We start from the raw sequence: 16,985 nt of genomic DNA on the forward strand, positions 1-16,985 counted from the left end.
TCACTAAGGAGACGGCACGATGTTAAACCAACTGCGTCTAGATCATGCCAACATGGCGCGAATGCTCCATGTGCTGCAGCTCAAGCAAAAAACCTTGGCTAGCGGAGAACGGCCTGACTTTCAGCTGATGCGCGAAGTGGTGGACTATATCCTGTCTTACATGGAGGGGTTCGCAACGCCGTTAGAGCGTATTTGTGTCGAGCGGTTGCAGGTGCAGGCCCCTGAACACTTGCCACTCATGGAGCAAATGGCCAGCGATTATCGTGAGCTCAAGCCTCGCTTGATGCGCCTTTCCCATGATATTGACATGATCCTCATGGACAACATCCTGCCAATGGATCGCTTCGCCGACGACCTCAAAGCGTACTTGGAGGCGCATCGCGGCTATCTGCGTCATGAACGTGAGGGGCTTTTCCCGTTGATTGACAAACATTTCACCCCAGATGATCTGGAGGAGCTGCGCCAAGCCCTGCCCGAAGAGGCGGAAAAAGAGCTAGAGCGACTTCAGCTTGCCTATCCAGAGTTATACGCCGAGCTGCGCGGCGCCGACGTACCTGCTCTGTAATCTCAGCATGTGACACCTTCAGTGCCGAACGGGGCGTGTTAAACTAGCGCCCCGTTTTTATGGGCGGCTGAAACGTCACGCTAACGCGTGATAACAAACGTCACCGGCGTTGATCAACGCGGTACTTCAATAGAGCGGATGGGCAGGTGAGGGGTAATGGCAGGGCCAATACTGATTTTCGATTCTGGCGTGGGCGGGCTTTCCGTCGCCCATGCGCTGCGTCAACACTACCCTTCGGCGGCTCTCTGTTACGCTTGCGATAACGCTTGGTTACCCTACGGACTGCGCGACGACGCAACGCTTGCTGCGCGTATCGTGACGGTGTGCCAAGCGGCGGTGCGCGCCTGTCAGGCTAGCGTGCTGGTCGTGGCGTGTAACACCGCGAGCACCCTGGCACTTGAGAAGCTGCGTCAAGCGCTTTCGATACCGGTCGTGGGCACCGTGCCAGCGATCAAGTCGGCGGCCAAGCTGAGTGCCACGCGTCATATTGGTTTGTTGGCGACGGCGGCCACGGTGAATCGTCCCTACACGCAAGGATTGATCGACAGCTTTGCCAGCGACTGTGTGGTTACCCGGGTCGCTGCGGGTGATTTGGTGACCGCGGCCGAGGCCTGGCTGGGGGGAGCGCCCTTTGACGTTGAACGCATGCGTCAGGTGCTGGCACCGCTATGGCAAGCCACCCAGACCCAACCGGCGTTAGATACCGTGGTGTTAGGCTGCACCCATTTTCCGCTTTTGCAGCCACAGCTAGCATCGCTGGCACCGGTGCCTATCACTTGGGTCGATTCTGGCGATGCCATTGCGCGACGGGTCGGCCAGGTTGCCACCGCGCTCATTAGCCACACCGTCGATGACCGCTGCTTTACGACTGCCCCTGCGATCGCATTGACCGACGGCTTTGCCCGTTACGGTTTTCAGCCAGCGCAACCGCTCGAATTGCCCAACGCCCGCTAGGCTGCCAACGAGCAGCGCATCTTCCAAGACGTTCACCATGAGTAGAGAGGAGCCACCTTGGCGATCCCGACTGTAGACCCAGCACGTTACGATGAGCAGCTGGCCGATAAGCAAGCCTACGTGGCCACCACCTTCGCCGCGTTCGATACGCCTGAACTGGAGGTGTATCCCTCGCCGCCGAGTCACTATCGTCAACGCTGCGAGTTTCGTATCTGGCATGAAGCGGACGATCTGTTCTATGCCATGTTCGAGGTCGACCCAGAGAATCCTAAAAACAAACGGGTGGTACGCCTCGACCAGTTTCCTGTGGCCAGTGCCCAGATCAACGCGTTGATGCCCCAACTGCGAGAGGCGTTTTTAGCTAGCGATGAGCTGCGCCGTCGACTGTTTCAGGTGGAGTTTCTGACCACACTCTCTGGTCAAGCGCTGGTAACGCTGATCTATCACCGCCCGCTGGGTGATGCCTGGGAAGCGGAGGCCCGTGCGCTAGAGCGCGCGCTGGGTATCATGATTATTGGTCGTTCTCGCAAGCAGCGCTTAGTGCTCACCCAGGACCATGTATGGGAGAAGCTCACGGTAGATGGCCGCACGCTGCATTATCAGCAGGTGGAAAACAGTTTTACCCAGCCCAACGCGCATATCTGTCAAACCATGCTGAGCTGGGCCAAAGAGGTCACACAAGGTCGTCAGGACGAGGATTTGGTGGAGCTCTACTGCGGCAACGGTAACTTTACGATTGCCCTGGCCGACAATTTCCGCCGCGTACTGGCCACTGAAATTTCGCGCACCTCGGTAGCCAGCGCCAACGTCAATCTCGATGCCAACGGTGTGACCAATGCTCACGTAGCGCGTATGTCGGCGGAAGAGTTTTCGTTGGCCCTAAAGGGCGAGAAGGCGGGCCGCCGCGTGGCCGACATGGCCCTCGACGAGTACAACTTCACGACCGTGCTGGTCGACCCACCTCGGGCGGGACTTGATGAGCAGAGCTGCCATCAAGTCAGCGAATACGCTCAAATCGTCTATATTTCATGCAACCCGGTCACACTGGCCGAAAATTTAGCGCTGCTGACCAAGACCCATGACATCGAGCGATTCGCCCTATTTGACCAGTTTCCGTTTACCCACCACTGTGAATGTGGCGTGCTGCTGACCCGTCGTCAGCCTTGAGCGCACTCACACGAGACGCGTGGAACTTGTCAATAGTGCTTATGATGCACAAGCGGCATACACCATGAATAACCTGTCAGATGGTTAGGGTGGCGATGATGGGTAGCGTAAGCTAATGGGTAGTGTGGCCTAAAGGCCTATTGTCCTTCGTTTTTTTGGCCTAAGTAGTGGCCCCAGGCAGTCGAGGTGATGGATGCATTACGTTGCGATCGAAGAGAGTCGGCGGGATCTTTTAAAGCAGCTACAAGAGCGTTTGGAAGCGCGACTGGAGCCAGCGCGGGCGGCCGATATCGAAGCCTTTGCGCGCCACTTTTATGCCACGGTGCCGGTGGAAGACTTGGTCGACCGTCGCTTGGACGACCTGTACGGTGCGACGCTGTCCATCTGGCAGTTCCTCCAGCACCATGATCCGAAAAGCCCTAAAGTACGCATTTTTAACCCGGATTTCGAAGAGCACGGCTGGCAGTCTACCCACACCTTCGTGGCGGTGCTGCATGAAGACATGCCGTTTTTGGTCGACTCCGTGCGCATCGAACTCAACCGTCGCGGCCTAACGGTACACGCCATTCAAAACGCCGTGTTCGCCGTGGCCCGTGATAGCCAGCATCAGCTGAAGGCGCTGACCTCTCCCAAAGACGAGAACGCACCGGACGCCCGTGAATCGCTGATCGTCATCGAAGTCGATCGTCACACCGATGCCGAATCCCTGGCAAAAATCGAGCGTAATCTGCACGAAGTGCTGCGGGACGTGCGTACCGCCGTGGGCGATTTCGATGCCATGTGCGGCCAGATCACCTCGGCGATACAGGAGTTGGAAAAAAATTGCCCGCCACAAATCGACCCGGACGACCATGAAGAGGCCATCGCTTTCCTGGAGTGGTTGCTGAAAGATAACTTCACCTTCCTGGGCTACGATGAGTACCTGTTAGAAGGCAACGAGCTGCAGCGTGATCCCAACAGCGTGCTGGGCGTATTCCGGCTGGATCAGCCGCGCTACCGCGAGCGAATCCGCACCGAAGAGGGTGTCGACGAACACAATGACTACGTGCTGGTGCCGCAGCTGCTCTCGTTCGCTAAAAGCGCCCACCACTCCCGCGTGCACCGACCCACGTATCCAGATTACATCACCGTCGACCGCTACGACGATGACGGCAACGTGATCGGTGAGCGTCGCTTCTTTGGCTTGTTCACCGCCACGGTGTACAACGAGTCGCCGCGCAATATTCCGCTGCTACGCCGCAAACTCAAGGCCGTGATGGATATCGCTGGCTTCAACCCCCAGGGCCACAACGGCAAGCAGCTGTTGCAGGTGCTGGAAGTCTACCCACGCGATGACCTATTCCAGATCAGTACCGAATCCCTGGCTAGCACCGCACTGGGTATTCTCAACATCCGTGAGCGCCGTCAGGTGCGGCTATTCATCCGCGCCGATGTCAGCGGTAAGTTCTATTCCTGCCTGGTGTTCGTGCCGCGTGATGTGTTCTCGACCGATCTACGCCAGCGCATTCAGGGCATGCTCTGCGACGAGTTGGACGCGCACTTCGGCGACTTCAACACCTACTTATCCGAGTCGGTGCTGGCGCGTATCCAATTGATCCTGCGCTTCAACGGCGACGCCCCGAGCCAATACGATCTCAAACGTCTGGAGAGTAAAGTCGCTCGCCTAGCCCGCAGCTGGCGCGACGATCTGCAGGCGGCGATGATCGAAGGCTTCGGGGAAGAGCGTGCCAATCATCTGATCGATCAGTTCCACGACGCGTTCTCCGCCAGCTACCGGGAAGATTTCAACGCTCGCACGGCCGTGTTCGATGTCCAGCATCTGCTGAATCTGGATAACGGCGACGATCTCTCTCTGTCGCTTTATCGCCCCTTGGAAGAGCAGGCGGGCGGCATGAACCTGAAGCTGTTCCACCGCGAATCGCAAATTCCACTCTCCGACGTGCTGCCGATGATGGAAAATCTGGGGCTGCGCGTGATTGGCGAGCGCCCCTACGACATCAACGCACCACAGCAGCGCTACTGGATTCACGATTTCGAACTGGAACACAGCCGTGAAGGCGTCAACCTGAGCGAAATGCGCGACACCTTCAGCGAAGCGTTCAAGCGTATTTGGGCAGGCGAGGCCGATAATGACGCCTTCAACCGCCTGATCATCGGCGCAGGGCTCGACTGGCGCGAAGTGGCTATGCTGCGCGGCTATGCACGCTATTTGAAGCAGATTCGCTTCGGTATGTCTCAGGATTACATTGCCGCAACGCTGGCGAACTACCCGGCCATTACCCAAACCCTGGTGGAGTTGTTCCGCCTGCGTTTCGACCCGGCCCAGCAGCCCAGCAACGTCGATGACTGCCTTACGCGACTCAACGAGCACTTAGAAGGCGTTGCCAGCCTCAACGATGACCAACTGCTGCGCCGCTTCATGGAGCTGATTCAGGCCACGCTGCGCACCAACTACTACCAGACCACCGACGGTGGCCGCTTCAAGGATTACATCGCCTACAAGTTGGAGCCGTCGAAAGTCACCGGAATGCCCAAGCCGCGCCCGGCGTTCGAGATCTTTGTCTGCTCGCCGCGTGTCGAAGGCGTTCACTTGCGCGGTGGTAAAGTGGCCCGTGGTGGCCTGCGCTGGTCGGATCGTCTCGAGGATTTCCGTACCGAAGTGCTGGGCCTCGTCAAAGCGCAGCAGGTGAAAAACGCGGTCATCGTGCCTGTCGGCGCGAAGGGCGGCTTCGTATGTAAGCGCATGCCGGAAAACGCCGACCGCGAAACCCAACAGAAGGAAGGGATCGTCTGCTACCAAATCTTCATTCGTGCGCTATTGGACGTCACCGACAACTTGGTGGGTGGCGAGGTAGTGCCGCCGCAAAGCGTCGTGCGTCACGATGAAGACGACACCTACTTGGTGGTAGCCGCCGATAAAGGCACCGCTACTTTCTCGGATATCGCCAACGCGATTTCCATCGAGTATGGCCACTGGTTGGGTGACGCCTTTGCTTCCGGTGGTGCCAACGGCTACGACCACAAGAAGATGGCAATCACCGCTCGCGGCGCGTGGGAATCCGTGAAGCGTCATTTCAAGAACCTGGGCGTCAATACCCAGGAAGACCTGTTTACCGTGGTGGGTATCGGAGACATGGCGGGGGACGTGTTCGGTAACGGTATGCTCCTTTCCGATAAGATCCAATTGGTGGGCGCCTTCAACCACCTGCACATCTTCGTCGACCCGAACCCGGATTCCGCAGCGGCCTTTGCCGAGCGCAAACGCCTGTTCGATCTGCCGCGCTCCAGCTGGGAAGATTACAGCAGCGAACTGATCTCCCAAGGGGGTGGGGTGTTCAGCCGCAGCGCCAAGTCGATCACCATCACGCCGGAAATGCAGCAAGCGTTTGGGATTGAAGAGGCTCGCCTGTCGCCCAACGACCTGATTCGCGCCATGCTCAAAGCAAAGGTCGATCTGATTTGGAACGGCGGCATCGGTACTTACGTGAAGAGTTCTGAAGAGACCGATGCGGATGTGGGCGACAAAGCCAACGATGCGCTGCGTATCAACGGTAAAGAATTGAACTGCCGCGTGGTCGGCGAGGGCGGTAACCTGGGCCTGACCCAGCGTGGCCGGATGGAAGCCGCCGCCAACGGGGTACGCGTCTACACCGACTTTATCGACAACGCGGGCGGCGTGAACTGCTCGGATCACGAGGTCAACATCAAAATCTTGATCGATGAAGTGGTCAAGCGTGGCGATATGACCGACAAGCAGCGTAACCAGCTGCTGGCCGACATGACCGAAGAGGTCGCCGACCTGGTGATTCTGGATAACTACCGCCAGACCCAGGCACTGGACCTGTCGGAGATCTTGTCTCACCAGGGCATGGGGCCGTACCGTCGCTTCATCAGCGAGCTGGAGTCCGCCGGTCAAATCGACCGCGAGCTGGAGTTCCTGCCCGCCGATGACGTGCTCAAAGAGCGCGCCAGCAACAATCAGGGCATGCGCTTACCGGAACTGTCGGTGCTGATCTCCTACGCCAAGAGCACCCTGAAGGGCGACTTGATCAACTCCGACGTGCCCGACGATCTGTATATCCACCGTCATCTGGAGCGTCTGTTCCCGGCCGTGCTCACCGAACGCTACCAGAACGAGATGTACGACCACCGTCTAAAGCGTGAAATCGTCGCCACCCAGGTGGCCAACGATCTCGTCGATCACATGGGCATCGTCTTCGTGCGTCGCCTGATGGATTCGACCGGCGCTGGCCGTGCGGACATTGCCCGCGCCTACGTGGTGGCCCGCGATGCCTTCAATCTGCCGTCGCTGTGGGCGCAGATCGAAGCGCTGGATAACCAAGTGCCCAGCCGTGTGCAGTACTCCATGATGCTGGATTTGATGCGCATGATCCGCCGCGCTACGCGCTGGTTCCTTCGTCAGCACCTGGGGCTCTCGACCCAGGACACCATCGAGTACTTCGGCCCACGCTTGGCGCAGTTGCAGGAGGGCATTGGCGAGCTGCTCAGCGGTGAAGAGCAGGCCGTATGGCGCCAGCGCTGTGATGAATTGCTGGAAGCTGGCGTGCCGGAAGCACTGGCCGCCACCGTGGCTGCCGCGCCGAGTCTCTACGCTGGCCTGGGCATCATTCAAGCCGCGCGGATCACCAACGAGAAGCCGCAACGGGTGGCCGAGGTGTTCTATGAAATCGGCAGCCGCTTAGAGCTACCATGGATGATCCAGCAGGTTACCCACCTGGAGGTCCGCGATGCCTGGCAGGCCCAGGCGAGAGAAACCTTCCGCGACGACATCGACCGTCAGCAGCTGGCGCTCACTACCAGTGTTCTGAAGCTAGAAGCCGGCAGCCGTGACACCCAAGAGCGGGTAGCCCAGTGGCTAGAGCAGCATGCCGAGCTACACCGCCGCTGGTGCCGCCTGATCGACGAAGTGCGCGGTGGCAGTGAAGGAGGGTTTGCACTGTTTGCCGTGGCCGTGCGTGAACTGGTCGACCTGGCCGAAAGCGACAGCGAAGCGTAAACCGAAGCGCGTGCTCAACGGCACGCTGCACGCTCGGTAGGAAGCCGCGCCCTGGGGGATCAGGACGCGGCTTTTTTCATCCTGCGAAGCCTGGGCGATGTGCGCTATACTGCGCCCGCCCCGCACGTCGCCCACCGATTAGGAGAGTCTTACCGATGTACCCCATTGCACGCTCGCTGCTGTTTCGCTTGGATCCCGAAACCACCCATGGCATGGCGCTGAACGCGCTCGACGCGTTGCACAAAGTGGGCGGTATTCAGCGACTGTATGGCAAGCCGGTGAGCGACCCGGTCGCACTCATGGGGCTGCGTTTCCCTAACCGTATTGGGCTGGCGGCCGGGCTGGATAAAAACGCCGACCACTTGGATGCGCTGGGCGAGCTAGGATTTGGCTTTGTGGAGGTCGGCACCGTAACACCCAAGGCGCAGCCGGGAAATCCAAAACCGCGTCTCTTTCGATTGGCCGACCACGAGGCGATCATCAACCGCTTCGGGTTCAACAACAAAGGGGTGGCGCATCTCGTCGCGCAGGTCAAAAAACGTCACTACAACGGCATCGTCGGCATCAATATCGGTAAGAATTTGACCACGTCGGTTGAGAACGCCCTGGATGACTACCTATTATGCCTCGATGCGGTACATGGCGCGGCGGACTACATAGCGGTGAATATCTCGTCGCCCAATACACCGGGGCTACGCACGCTGCAGTTTGGCGAACAGCTAGATGCCCTGTTGGGGCCGATTCGCGCCAAAAGCCGCGAGTTGGATGCTCAGGCAGGTCGCAGGGTGCCTCTGCTGGTGAAAATCGCACCAGACATGAGCGAAGAGGAGGTCGCGCTGGTGGCTGGCAGTATCGCACGCAACGAGCTGGACGGCGTGATTGCGACCAATACCACCGTCTCCCGGGAGGCCGTGCAGAACGACCCGCAAGCACAAGAAGTCGGCGGGCTCTCCGGTAAGCCGGTGTTCGAGGCGTCCAATACGGTCATTCGTCTACTGCGCAAGCACCTGCCGACGCTGCCGATCATTGGCGTGGGTGGCATCGATAGTGGTGAAGCGGCCCGGGCGAAAATGGCGGCCGGTGCGGATCTTGTGCAGCTCTATTCGGGATTGATCTACCAAGGGCCTGGGCTAGTGAAGCAGTGTGCCGAGGCGCTCAAGCAAATCGGTTGAAAAAGCCGCAGATAGACGATAAAAAGCCCGCTTTGCAGCGGGCTCCGTCTCCTAATGTTTGAGTAAAAGGTAAATAAATTAGGTCATGACCATGGGGTTTTTATGAATACCGGAGACGCCGATCATTCCGTCCCATTGGTCACCACGACCTTCACGCCAACCGCTCATCCAATATTCGCGTAAATTGACATCTTGACTGGGGCAATCATCACGGGAGCGACCCATGATGCCCGCTTTGTAGCCGTGAACATAAGCCCGCTGGAAGCGATCACGTTTTTGTCGTTTCATTGGCTAACCTCTTTGCATGAAAGCCTTTGATAAGAAGCAGGTCACAAGGCAACGTAGTAATAACAGGCCCATAGGCGTGCTTTACCCAGATTGCCAACACCACTTCGAGAAGTGACTTCAAGTTCAAGAGTGAGCTGCTGCCTCAGCGCTAATGCCTAGCACTCACGTGCTGAACGGAAGAAGCGGCAAGCTCAGACAAGCCAAGGATCGTTACCGGCGTTTAGAAACAGACACGATAAAGACCCTGACAAGCAACGCATGCGTTTTTAGTAGCTACCCTCTTATTGTTAGACCATGATGGGGTCACTTGTCGACCATCAAATTGTCATAAGACATACATTCATTTGCCATATACAGGAATATCGCGCGGTGACGCGCGGCGATCATCATGACCGAGCTGAGCCAAACTGCCCCTCTCAACCTACTAGCGACCTGCCCCAAAGGCATCGAAGGCCTGCTGGCGGATGAACTGACGGCCCTGGGCGCCGAACCGGGTAAAACCACCGTGGCGGGGGTCTATTTTTCTGCCGACCAAGCCACGGCCTACCGAGTCTGTTTATGGTCTCGCCTAGCGAACCGTGTGATTTTGCTACTGGCGCGGGAGTCTCTGGTCGAGACCGCCGAGCAGGTACGCAATGTGGTCGCACGCATCGCCTGGAGCCAGCATCTTGCCCCCGGCAAGACCTTGGCGGTGGATTTTCATGGCCGCAGCGACCATATTCGCCACACGCGCTTCGGCGCACAGACGGTGAAAGATGGTGTGGTGGACGCGCTGCAGTTAGGCGGTCGAGAGCGGCCCAACGTGGACACCAAAGCGCCTGACCTGCGCATTTACGCCCACCTGCACCGGGCCAACTTAAGCCTGGGAATCGATCTCTCCGGTGATAGTCTCCACCGCCGTGGCTACCGCCGCGATGTCGGGCACGCGCCGCTCAAAGAGAACTTGGCGGCAGCGCTGCTGGTGCGCGCAGGCTGGACGGAACGGGCCAAAGCGGGCGAGCCATTGATCGATCCGCTATGTGGGGCAGGAACGCTGCTAATCGAAGCGGCGCTGATGGCATCTGACCAAGCCCCTAACTTGAACCGCGAGCGGTTTGGCTTTCACGGCTGGGCAGGCCATCAAGACGCTGTGTGGAGTGAATTAAAACGCGAAGCCGAAGCACGCGCCTCGATTGGACGCAAACGTTGCAAAACCGAACTGATAGGCTTTGATCAAAGCCCGGCAGCACTGACCGCCGCGAAATCTAACGCCATGCGGGCGGGCATTCCTGCGCTGATCACGCTCCACGGCCAGAGTCTCGCCCAACTACATCGGCCGGAGACGCTGACCGCCGAGCAGGGGCTATTGATCACCAACCCGCCCTACGGCGAGCGCCTGGGCGAGCTGCCGGAACTGGTGCGGCTTTATGCTCAGCTCGGTGAAAAAGCCAAGGCGCTGTTTCCTGGCTGGACGCTGGCGCTGTTTACCGGTAATCCGGATCTCGGCCACCGCCTTGGGCTGCGCGCTCATAAACAGCACGCGCTAAAAAACGGCGCGCTGGATGCCAAGCTGCTGCTCATGGAGATTGCCAGCGCCCGCCCTGCGCCTAAGCAGAGCGGTGAGCCGACAGACGCGGGCGTAGTGCCCCAGGCAAGCCGTACGACAACATCGACGGTGTCGGAAAATGCAAAGATGTTTGCCAACCGTCTGGCAAAAAATCAAAAACGTCTGAAAAAATGGCTGAAGCAGAGTGGTGAAACCTGCTATCGCCTTTACGATGCCGATATGCCAGAGTACGCGCTGGCAGTGGATCGCTACGGCGACCGCGTGCACGTTCAGGAGTATGCGGCACCGAGTTCCGTGAACCCTTCTCAGGCACAAAAACGGCTGTTTGATGCCCTGGACGTGCTGCCCGAGGCGTTGGGGGTCGATCCCAGCAAGATTTACGTCAAGCGCCGCGAGCGGCAAACCGGTGCGGCCCAGTACCAAAAGCGCGATGCCAGCGGCGAGCGTTTTGAAGTGCGGGAGGGCAGCGCAAGGCTATGGGTCAACCTGCGGGATTACCTGGATACCGGTCTGTTTCTGGACCACCGGCCGGTACGCCGAATGCTGGGCGAGATGGCCAGCGGCAAGCGCTTTCTCAACCTGTTCTGTTACACCGCGACGGCCACCGTGCAGGCCGCGCTAGGCGGGGCCAGCGACAGCGTTAGCGTGGACATGTCCAACACCTACCTGGAGTGGGCCCGGGACAACTTTGCGCTCAACCAGCTCGAGCCCAGGCTGCACCGCGTGGTGCGGGATGACTGCTTCCGCTGGCTGGAAACCGCCAACGCGCAGTTCGATCTGATTTTCATGGACCCGCCGACCTTCTCGAATTCGAAAAAGATGCGTGACACGCTCGATGTGCAGCGCGACCACCCGCGCTTGGTGGAGCTCGCCATGGCGCGCCTGGCCCCCGGCGGTACGCTGGTGTTCTCCAACAATCAGCGCCGCTTCAAGCTCGACGAAGCACTGAGCGAGCGCTACGCCGTCGAGGAGATCACTGCGCGCACCTTCGATCCGGATTTTCAGCGGCGCACCAACTTGCATCACGTATTTTTGCTGCGTCACGCCCCCTTTGCCGATAAAGGGCAAGGCGATGATTGAACTATCGATTTACACCACGCTAGGCTGCCATCTATGCGCCCAATTGGAGGTGCTGGTGGCAACCCTGGCCAACCAAGAGGTGAGGCTGCACCACATCGAGATCAGCGACGACGACGCTCTAGTGGAGCGTTACGGCACGCGGATCCCGGTGCTGGTCGATGACGACGGGGTCGAGTTGGATCGCGGCTTCGACGTGGCGCGTTTGAGCCACTGGTTGAGCGAGCGGGGCTGGCTGGATGAGACGGCGCTGGCCGCACTCACCGCGCCGCCAGAACACGCGCCCCCCGTGGGGGCCCATCAGCGCAACGGGCGGCGCTTCTTAGGCTAATGAAGCGGGGAGAGTCAGTCTAAAAGGGTGATGCGTCAGAGCGCGTCTAAAAGCGACAGCTGACGCATCGCTTCTTGGCCTTCTGGCGTATGGTCGGCGGCTTCAAGCACTTTGCGGAACCCGCGTGAGGATTGAATCGTCGTTTCATCCTCCAGCCACATTTCTGCTTGCTCCAGAGTGTCCGCTAACTGGTGTTTCAATCCGCCAAACTGGGTGCCGATTTGCCCCCAGGCGCGGCTGAAAATCCAGTCGCCGAACATATCCTGGTGAATATGCACCAACACATAGTCATGGTCGGTTTCCCAGCGTACGATCACACCCATCTCCTTAACCACTGCTTGATCACGCCTGCACAGCAAGCCATTGCGGGCGTATTGTAAAGCCCGGATACCAAAACGCCTATGAAACTTGTTATCGACGCTAATATCCCCGCTGCCGACGCCTGTTTTGCAGGCATGGGGACGCTGCACCGTCTGCCAGGCCGCGAGATCCGTGCGGCAGACGTGCAGGACGCCGATGCGCTGATCGTGCGCTCGATCACTCAGGTGAACCGCACACTACTGGCCAACAGCGCGGTGCGTTTTGTGGGTACCTGTACCATTGGTACTGACCATATCGATCTCGACTATCTCAAAGAGCGTGGAATTGGCTTTGCCAGCGCGCCGGGATGCAATGCGGACGCGGTGGTGGACTATGTGCTGAGCAGCTTACTGACGGTGAGCGAGCGAGAAGGCTGGCCGCTGTTGAAACGAACCGTGGGCATCGTTGGCGCAGGCAACGTGGGTAGTCGCTTACAGCGCCGCTTGCAGGCACTTGGCGTGGCGGTACGGGTGTGTGACCCCCCCAGGGCGGAACAAGAGGGCGCGAGAGGTTTCGTCTCCCTCGATACGCTCATCGAGGAGTGCGACGTCATCTGCCTGCACACCCCGCTGGTGAAGGCGGGTCCTCATGCCACTTATCAGATGCTGAGTGCCCAGCGTATCGACGAGCTTGCCCCGGGTACGCTGCTGTTGAACGCTGGGCGCGGTGACTGCCTGGATGGTTTAGCGTTGCGCAGCCGTATGGCAGGGAAGGGCGATATCACGGCCATACTGGACGTTTGGGAAGACGAGCCTGGTATCGATGCGGGGCTACGTGACTTGGTTGCTTTAGCGACACCGCATATTGCCGGGCATAGCCTGGATGGCAAGCTGCGCGGCACCTGGATGATTCAGCAGGCGTTGGCAGCGCAGTTAGGCCTGCCCAGCGACATGCCGTTCAGCGCGCTCTGCCCACCGCCAGCACTCGCTACGCTCACGCTGCAGGAGGCACTGCCGGTGGAAGAGGCGCTTCGGCTATGTGCGCGGGCCGTGTATGACGTACGCCGCGACCACGATGCGTTGCAGCGTCAAGTGGTGCATCAGGGCATTGCCAAAGGCTTTGATAGCTGCCGCGCCAACTATCCGCTACGTCGCGAATTTGGCACGCTGACCGTTCACTTGGAGAACGACGCGGTGTCATTGCAGCCATCGCTTCAGGCGGCGGGTTTTTGGATTGCCTAAATTAACAAGGCCCGCATTAGCGGGCCTTGGCATCTTTTATCGCGCGGTTTGTCGCTTACTGACGGTAAGCCGCTTCTTTCAGGGCACGAATACGGTCATCCAGCGGCGGGTGGCTGGCGAAGAGCTGCTCGACCAGCGAGCGGGTCTGGCCTTTGGTGATTGCCATGGCGCGCAGGGTGTCCGGCATTTGGTCGGGCATTTCGGTTTCGGCCTTCAAACGTGCCAGGGCGTTGACCATCGCCCCCGTGCCTGCCAGGCGGGCACCCGCTTCGTCGGCACGGTACTCACGGTAGCGGGAGAACCAGGCCACGATGGCGGAGGCGACGATACCAAAGACGATTTCGGCCACCATCACCACGGCGAAGTAACCCATAAAGCCCAGGCCACCTTCGCCATCGCTGCGGCTTTTCAGGAAGCTATCGACCAAGTGGGCGACGATACGAGCGAAGAACATGACGAAGGTATTCACCACGCCTTGAATCAGCGCTAGCGTCACCATGTCGCCGTTAGCAACGTGGCCAATTTCGTGGGCAAGCACCGCGCGCACCTCCTCTGGGCGCATACGGTTGAGCAAGCCCGCCGATACTGCCACTAGGGCATCGTTTTTATTCCAGCCAGTGGCAAAGGCGTTGGACTGTTGGGCGGGGAAAATGCCCACCTCTGGGGTTTTGATACCCGCTTCACGGGAAAGCTCGGCCACGGTATCCACCAGCCACTGCTCGGTGGCGTTCGACGGATTTTCGATGATCACCGTGCCGGTCGAGCGTTTCGCCATCCATTTAGAGATGAACAGCGAGACCAGTGAACCGGCCATACCGAACACAAAGCAGAAGATCAGCAGGCTGGTAAAGTTAATGCCCTGGCTGTTGAGATAGCTCTCAACGCCAAACAGCCTTAGCGTCAGGCTGGCGACCAGCAACACCGCTAAGTTGGTGGCTAAAAACAGCACGATTCGCATCATGGGTGACGATCTCCCTCAAGGTCATAACAAGCGTTAATGGAATGATGGCTTAGATACGTGCATTTCATGTCAGTTTCAAGTCGCTGGTAGCGTGTCGATCACGTTTGGCGATAGCGGGACAAGAAATTGGCAAAGCGGTCGAGCGCGTCGCCGAGCTGGTCGGCCCAGGGCAGCGTCACGATACGCACGTGGTCGGGGGCTGGCCAGTTGAAGGCGGTACCTTGCACCAGCAGTATTTTCTCTTGCAGAAGCAAATCCAGCACCAGCTGCTGGTCATCTTTGATATTGAACACCTTGGGGTCCAAGCGCGGAAAAGCGTAGAGCGCGCCTTTGGGCGTCACGCAGGAGACCCCGGGAATCGCGTTGAGCTTCTCGACGGTAATGTCGCGTTGGGCCAGCAATCGCCCGCCCGGCAGAATCAGGTCGTTGATCGACTGATACCCGCCAAGCGCCGTTTGAATAGCGTGTTGGGCCGGTACATTGGCGCATAGCCGCATCGAGGCCAGCATGGTCAGGCCCTGAATGAAGTCCTTCGCCCGCTGCTTCGCTAGGGTTCCAGAGATCGTCATCCAGCCAGAGCGAAAGCCGGCGCAGCGGTAACTTTTCGACAGGCCATTCATGGTGATCACGAGCTGGTCATCGTCGGCTAGTGCGCCAGTGGCGGTGTGCTCGACCCCGTCGTAGAGGATCTTGTCGTAGATCTCATCGGAGAACACCACCAAGTTGTGTTCTTGGGCGATATCGAGCACTTCCCTGACCACTTCCGGGGGGTAGACCGCCCCGGTGGGGTTATTGGGGTTGATGACCACGATAGCACGGGTGCGGCTGGTGACTTTGGCGCGAATATCGGCGATATCCGGTGCCCAGTCGGCCTGCTCGTCGCACAGATAATGCACGCCATGGCCGCCGGAGAGATGAGCGGCTGCCGTCCATAGCGGGTAGTCGGGCGCGGGAATCAGCACCTCGTCGCCATCATTCAATAGCGCCTGCATGGCCATGACGATTAGCTCGGACACGCCGTTACCAATGTAGATATCTTCGATACCCACCCCAGGAATCTGCTTACGCTGACACTCCTGCATGATCGCCTTGCGGGCGGAGTAGAGGCCTTTGGAATCACAGTAGCCCTGGGCGGTGGGCAGGTTGCGCATCACGTCCTGCAAAATCTCTTCCGGCGCCTCGAAGCCAAACGGTGCCGGGTTGCCAATGTTGAGCTTCAAAATCCGCTGGCCTTCCTCTTCCAGGCGCTTGGCGTGGTCGAGGACCGGGCCGCGGATGTCGTAGCAAACGTTGTGCAGTTTGTGTGATTTTTTTAGCGTGTGTGATTCTCTAGGCTGGGGCGTGTCCATGGGGTGCGTTATCCAAAAGTGTCCAGTGCCGTGGAAGTGTCTGTTGTTGGCTTATTATGCGTCGGATAGGGCCGGGCTGTCTTGGTCGTTTTGCTCGGGCGGCGGCGGAATGTCTGCGGGGGTTTCAAGCGTTACCCGGCCAAGCTTTCCATCGCGTAGCTCATGCAGCAGCACCTCGGCGCCACGGTGAAGATCCACTTCGCCGCCGGGGCGCAGGCCACCGCGTTTACCGGCAATCTCTTTGAGAATGGCGTGACCATCGAACCCGGCCAGCGCCAGGAAGTCGGGCCTTTTCGGCCCGTCGGCATCTACGTCATCTGACTCGGGGGCTGCGTAGGTGGGCAGCGCTTTGAGCTTGTAACGGGCGGTGAGCTCGGCGGGGTAGCGTTTGGCGAGCTCTGCGCAGGCAACGATGGCCACGTCGGTATACTCGATGGCAGTATCGCGAATCGCACCGCTAGCCGCCAAACGGTAGGCGCTCGCTTGGTCTTCGATTTTCGGCCACAGCACTCCGGGGGTGTCGATCAGCGCGACACGCCCGTCGATGCGCACTTTTTGCTGGCGCTTGGTGACCGCCGGCTCGTTACCGGTTTTGGCAATTTTGCGACCGGCCAAGCCGTTGATCAGCGTCGATTTACCGACGTTAGGGATGCCCATCACCATCACGCGTACATCGCGGTCGGCACGCACCGCACCGGCCAGCTCGTGGCACAGTTTGGGAATCTTCTTGAGCTCGCGGGTCTGTGTGGTGGTAATCGCCAGAGCGCGGGTGTCTGCCTGGGCATCAAAAAAGGCCACCCACTCGTCGGTACGAACGGGGTCGGCCAAGTCGGCGCGGGAAAGAATTTTCAGCACCGGCTTATGGCGAGTCAGCTCGGCCAGCATCGGGTTGGCGCTGGAGTAGGGCAGGCGCGCGTCGAGCACCTCGATGACCACATCGATTTCTGGCAGCGCGTCCTTGATCTGGCGGCGGGCCTTATTCATATGTCCGGGGAACCAGCCGAGCATGGGGGTCTC

Annotated in this window: 13 protein-coding genes; 8 read left to right on the forward strand and 5 right to left on the reverse strand. The window is 59.2% G+C overall.

Annotated elements, in window-relative coordinates; all coding sequences use genetic code 11:
* Positions 1-19: 19 nt before the first annotated feature.
* The 5 genes from MHM85_RS04330 (at position 20) to MHM85_RS04350 (ending at position 8,875) form a co-directional block, all read left to right on the forward strand.
* Entirely contained in the window at positions 20-565 is a 546-nt protein-coding gene (locus MHM85_RS04330) for a hemerythrin domain-containing protein (RefSeq protein ID WP_139525479.1), read from the forward strand.
* A 156-nt stretch (positions 566-721) separates the two neighbouring features.
* Positions 722-1,519 (forward strand): glutamate racemase, encoded by a 798-nt coding sequence (gene murI / locus MHM85_RS04335; RefSeq protein ID WP_153842333.1) that lies wholly within the window; start codon positions 722-724, stop codon positions 1,517-1,519.
* A gap of 57 nt (positions 1,520-1,576) precedes the next feature.
* Positions 1,577-2,686 (forward strand): tRNA (uridine(54)-C5)-methyltransferase TrmA, encoded by a 1,110-nt coding sequence (trmA, locus tag MHM85_RS04340; RefSeq protein ID WP_239285128.1) that lies wholly within the window; start codon positions 1,577-1,579, stop codon positions 2,684-2,686.
* A gap of 193 nt (positions 2,687-2,879) precedes the next feature.
* Positions 2,880-7,703, forward strand: a complete 4,824-nt coding sequence (locus MHM85_RS04345; protein ID WP_153842335.1) for an NAD-glutamate dehydrogenase — start codon at positions 2,880-2,882, stop codon at positions 7,701-7,703.
* 155 nt (positions 7,704-7,858) lie between these two features.
* Entirely contained in the window at positions 7,859-8,875 is a 1,017-nt protein-coding gene (locus MHM85_RS04350; RefSeq protein ID WP_153842336.1) for a quinone-dependent dihydroorotate dehydrogenase, read from the forward strand.
* A 78-nt stretch (positions 8,876-8,953) separates the two neighbouring features.
* Here MHM85_RS04350 and rmf read toward each other — a convergent pair whose 3' ends face one another.
* A complete protein-coding gene (gene rmf, locus MHM85_RS04355; RefSeq protein WP_139525484.1) occupies positions 8,954-9,163 on the reverse strand; it encodes a ribosome modulation factor in 210 nt (69 codons plus the stop codon).
* Between the two features lie 388 nt (positions 9,164-9,551).
* Here rmf and rlmKL point away from each other — a divergent pair, with 388 nt between their 5' ends.
* Together rlmKL and MHM85_RS04365 are read left to right on the forward strand one after the other, a co-directional pair.
* The gene (rlmKL, locus tag MHM85_RS04360) at positions 9,552-11,789 is read left to right on the forward strand and encodes a bifunctional 23S rRNA (guanine(2069)-N(7))-methyltransferase RlmK/23S rRNA (guanine(2445)-N(2))-methyltransferase RlmL (protein WP_153842337.1); all 2,238 of its coding nucleotides are present in this window, start codon (positions 9,552-9,554) and stop codon (positions 11,787-11,789) included.
* On the forward strand, positions 11,782-12,117 hold the full coding sequence (locus MHM85_RS04365) for a glutaredoxin family protein (RefSeq protein WP_139525486.1): 336 nt from the start codon (positions 11,782-11,784) through the stop codon (positions 12,115-12,117). Before rlmKL ends, MHM85_RS04365 begins: the two co-directional genes overlap by 8 nt.
* Positions 12,118-12,152: 35 nt before the next feature.
* Here the strand turns inward: MHM85_RS04365 and MHM85_RS04370 are convergent, their stop codons facing one another.
* Positions 12,153-12,434 (reverse strand): hypothetical protein, encoded by a 282-nt coding sequence (locus MHM85_RS04370; protein WP_139525487.1) that lies wholly within the window; start codon positions 12,432-12,434, stop codon positions 12,153-12,155.
* An 84-nt stretch (positions 12,435-12,518) separates the two neighbouring features.
* On the opposite strand from MHM85_RS04370, the gene pdxB reads away from it, so the two are divergent.
* Complete coding sequence (gene pdxB, locus MHM85_RS04375) at positions 12,519-13,658, forward strand: 4-phosphoerythronate dehydrogenase PdxB (RefSeq protein WP_153842338.1); 1,140 nt, start codon at positions 12,519-12,521, stop codon at positions 13,656-13,658.
* Positions 13,659-13,713: 55 nt separating this feature from the next.
* On the opposite strand, the gene htpX is transcribed toward pdxB, so the two are convergent.
* From htpX to ylqF, 3 genes are all read right to left on the reverse strand, one after another.
* Positions 13,714-14,619, reverse strand: coding sequence for a protease HtpX (htpX, locus tag MHM85_RS04380; protein ID WP_139525489.1), 906 nt, complete (start codon positions 14,617-14,619; stop codon positions 13,714-13,716).
* 98 nt (positions 14,620-14,717) lie between these two features.
* Positions 14,718-15,968 carry a pyridoxal phosphate-dependent aminotransferase gene (locus tag MHM85_RS04385; RefSeq protein ID WP_153842339.1) on the reverse strand — a complete coding sequence of 417 codons (1,251 nt, stop codon included), beginning with the start codon at positions 15,966-15,968 and terminating at the stop codon, positions 14,718-14,720.
* Between the two features lie 54 nt (positions 15,969-16,022).
* Positions 16,023-16,976 carry a ribosome biogenesis GTPase YlqF gene (gene ylqF / locus MHM85_RS04390; RefSeq protein WP_153842340.1) on the reverse strand — a complete coding sequence of 318 codons (954 nt, stop codon included), beginning with the start codon at positions 16,974-16,976 and terminating at the stop codon, positions 16,023-16,025.
* Positions 16,977-16,985 lie beyond the last annotated feature (9 nt).

This window comes from Halomonas sp. McD50-4 (genome assembly GCF_022348135.1).
Taxonomy (GTDB): Bacteria; Pseudomonadota; Gammaproteobacteria; order Pseudomonadales; family Halomonadaceae; genus Vreelandella; species Vreelandella piezotolerans.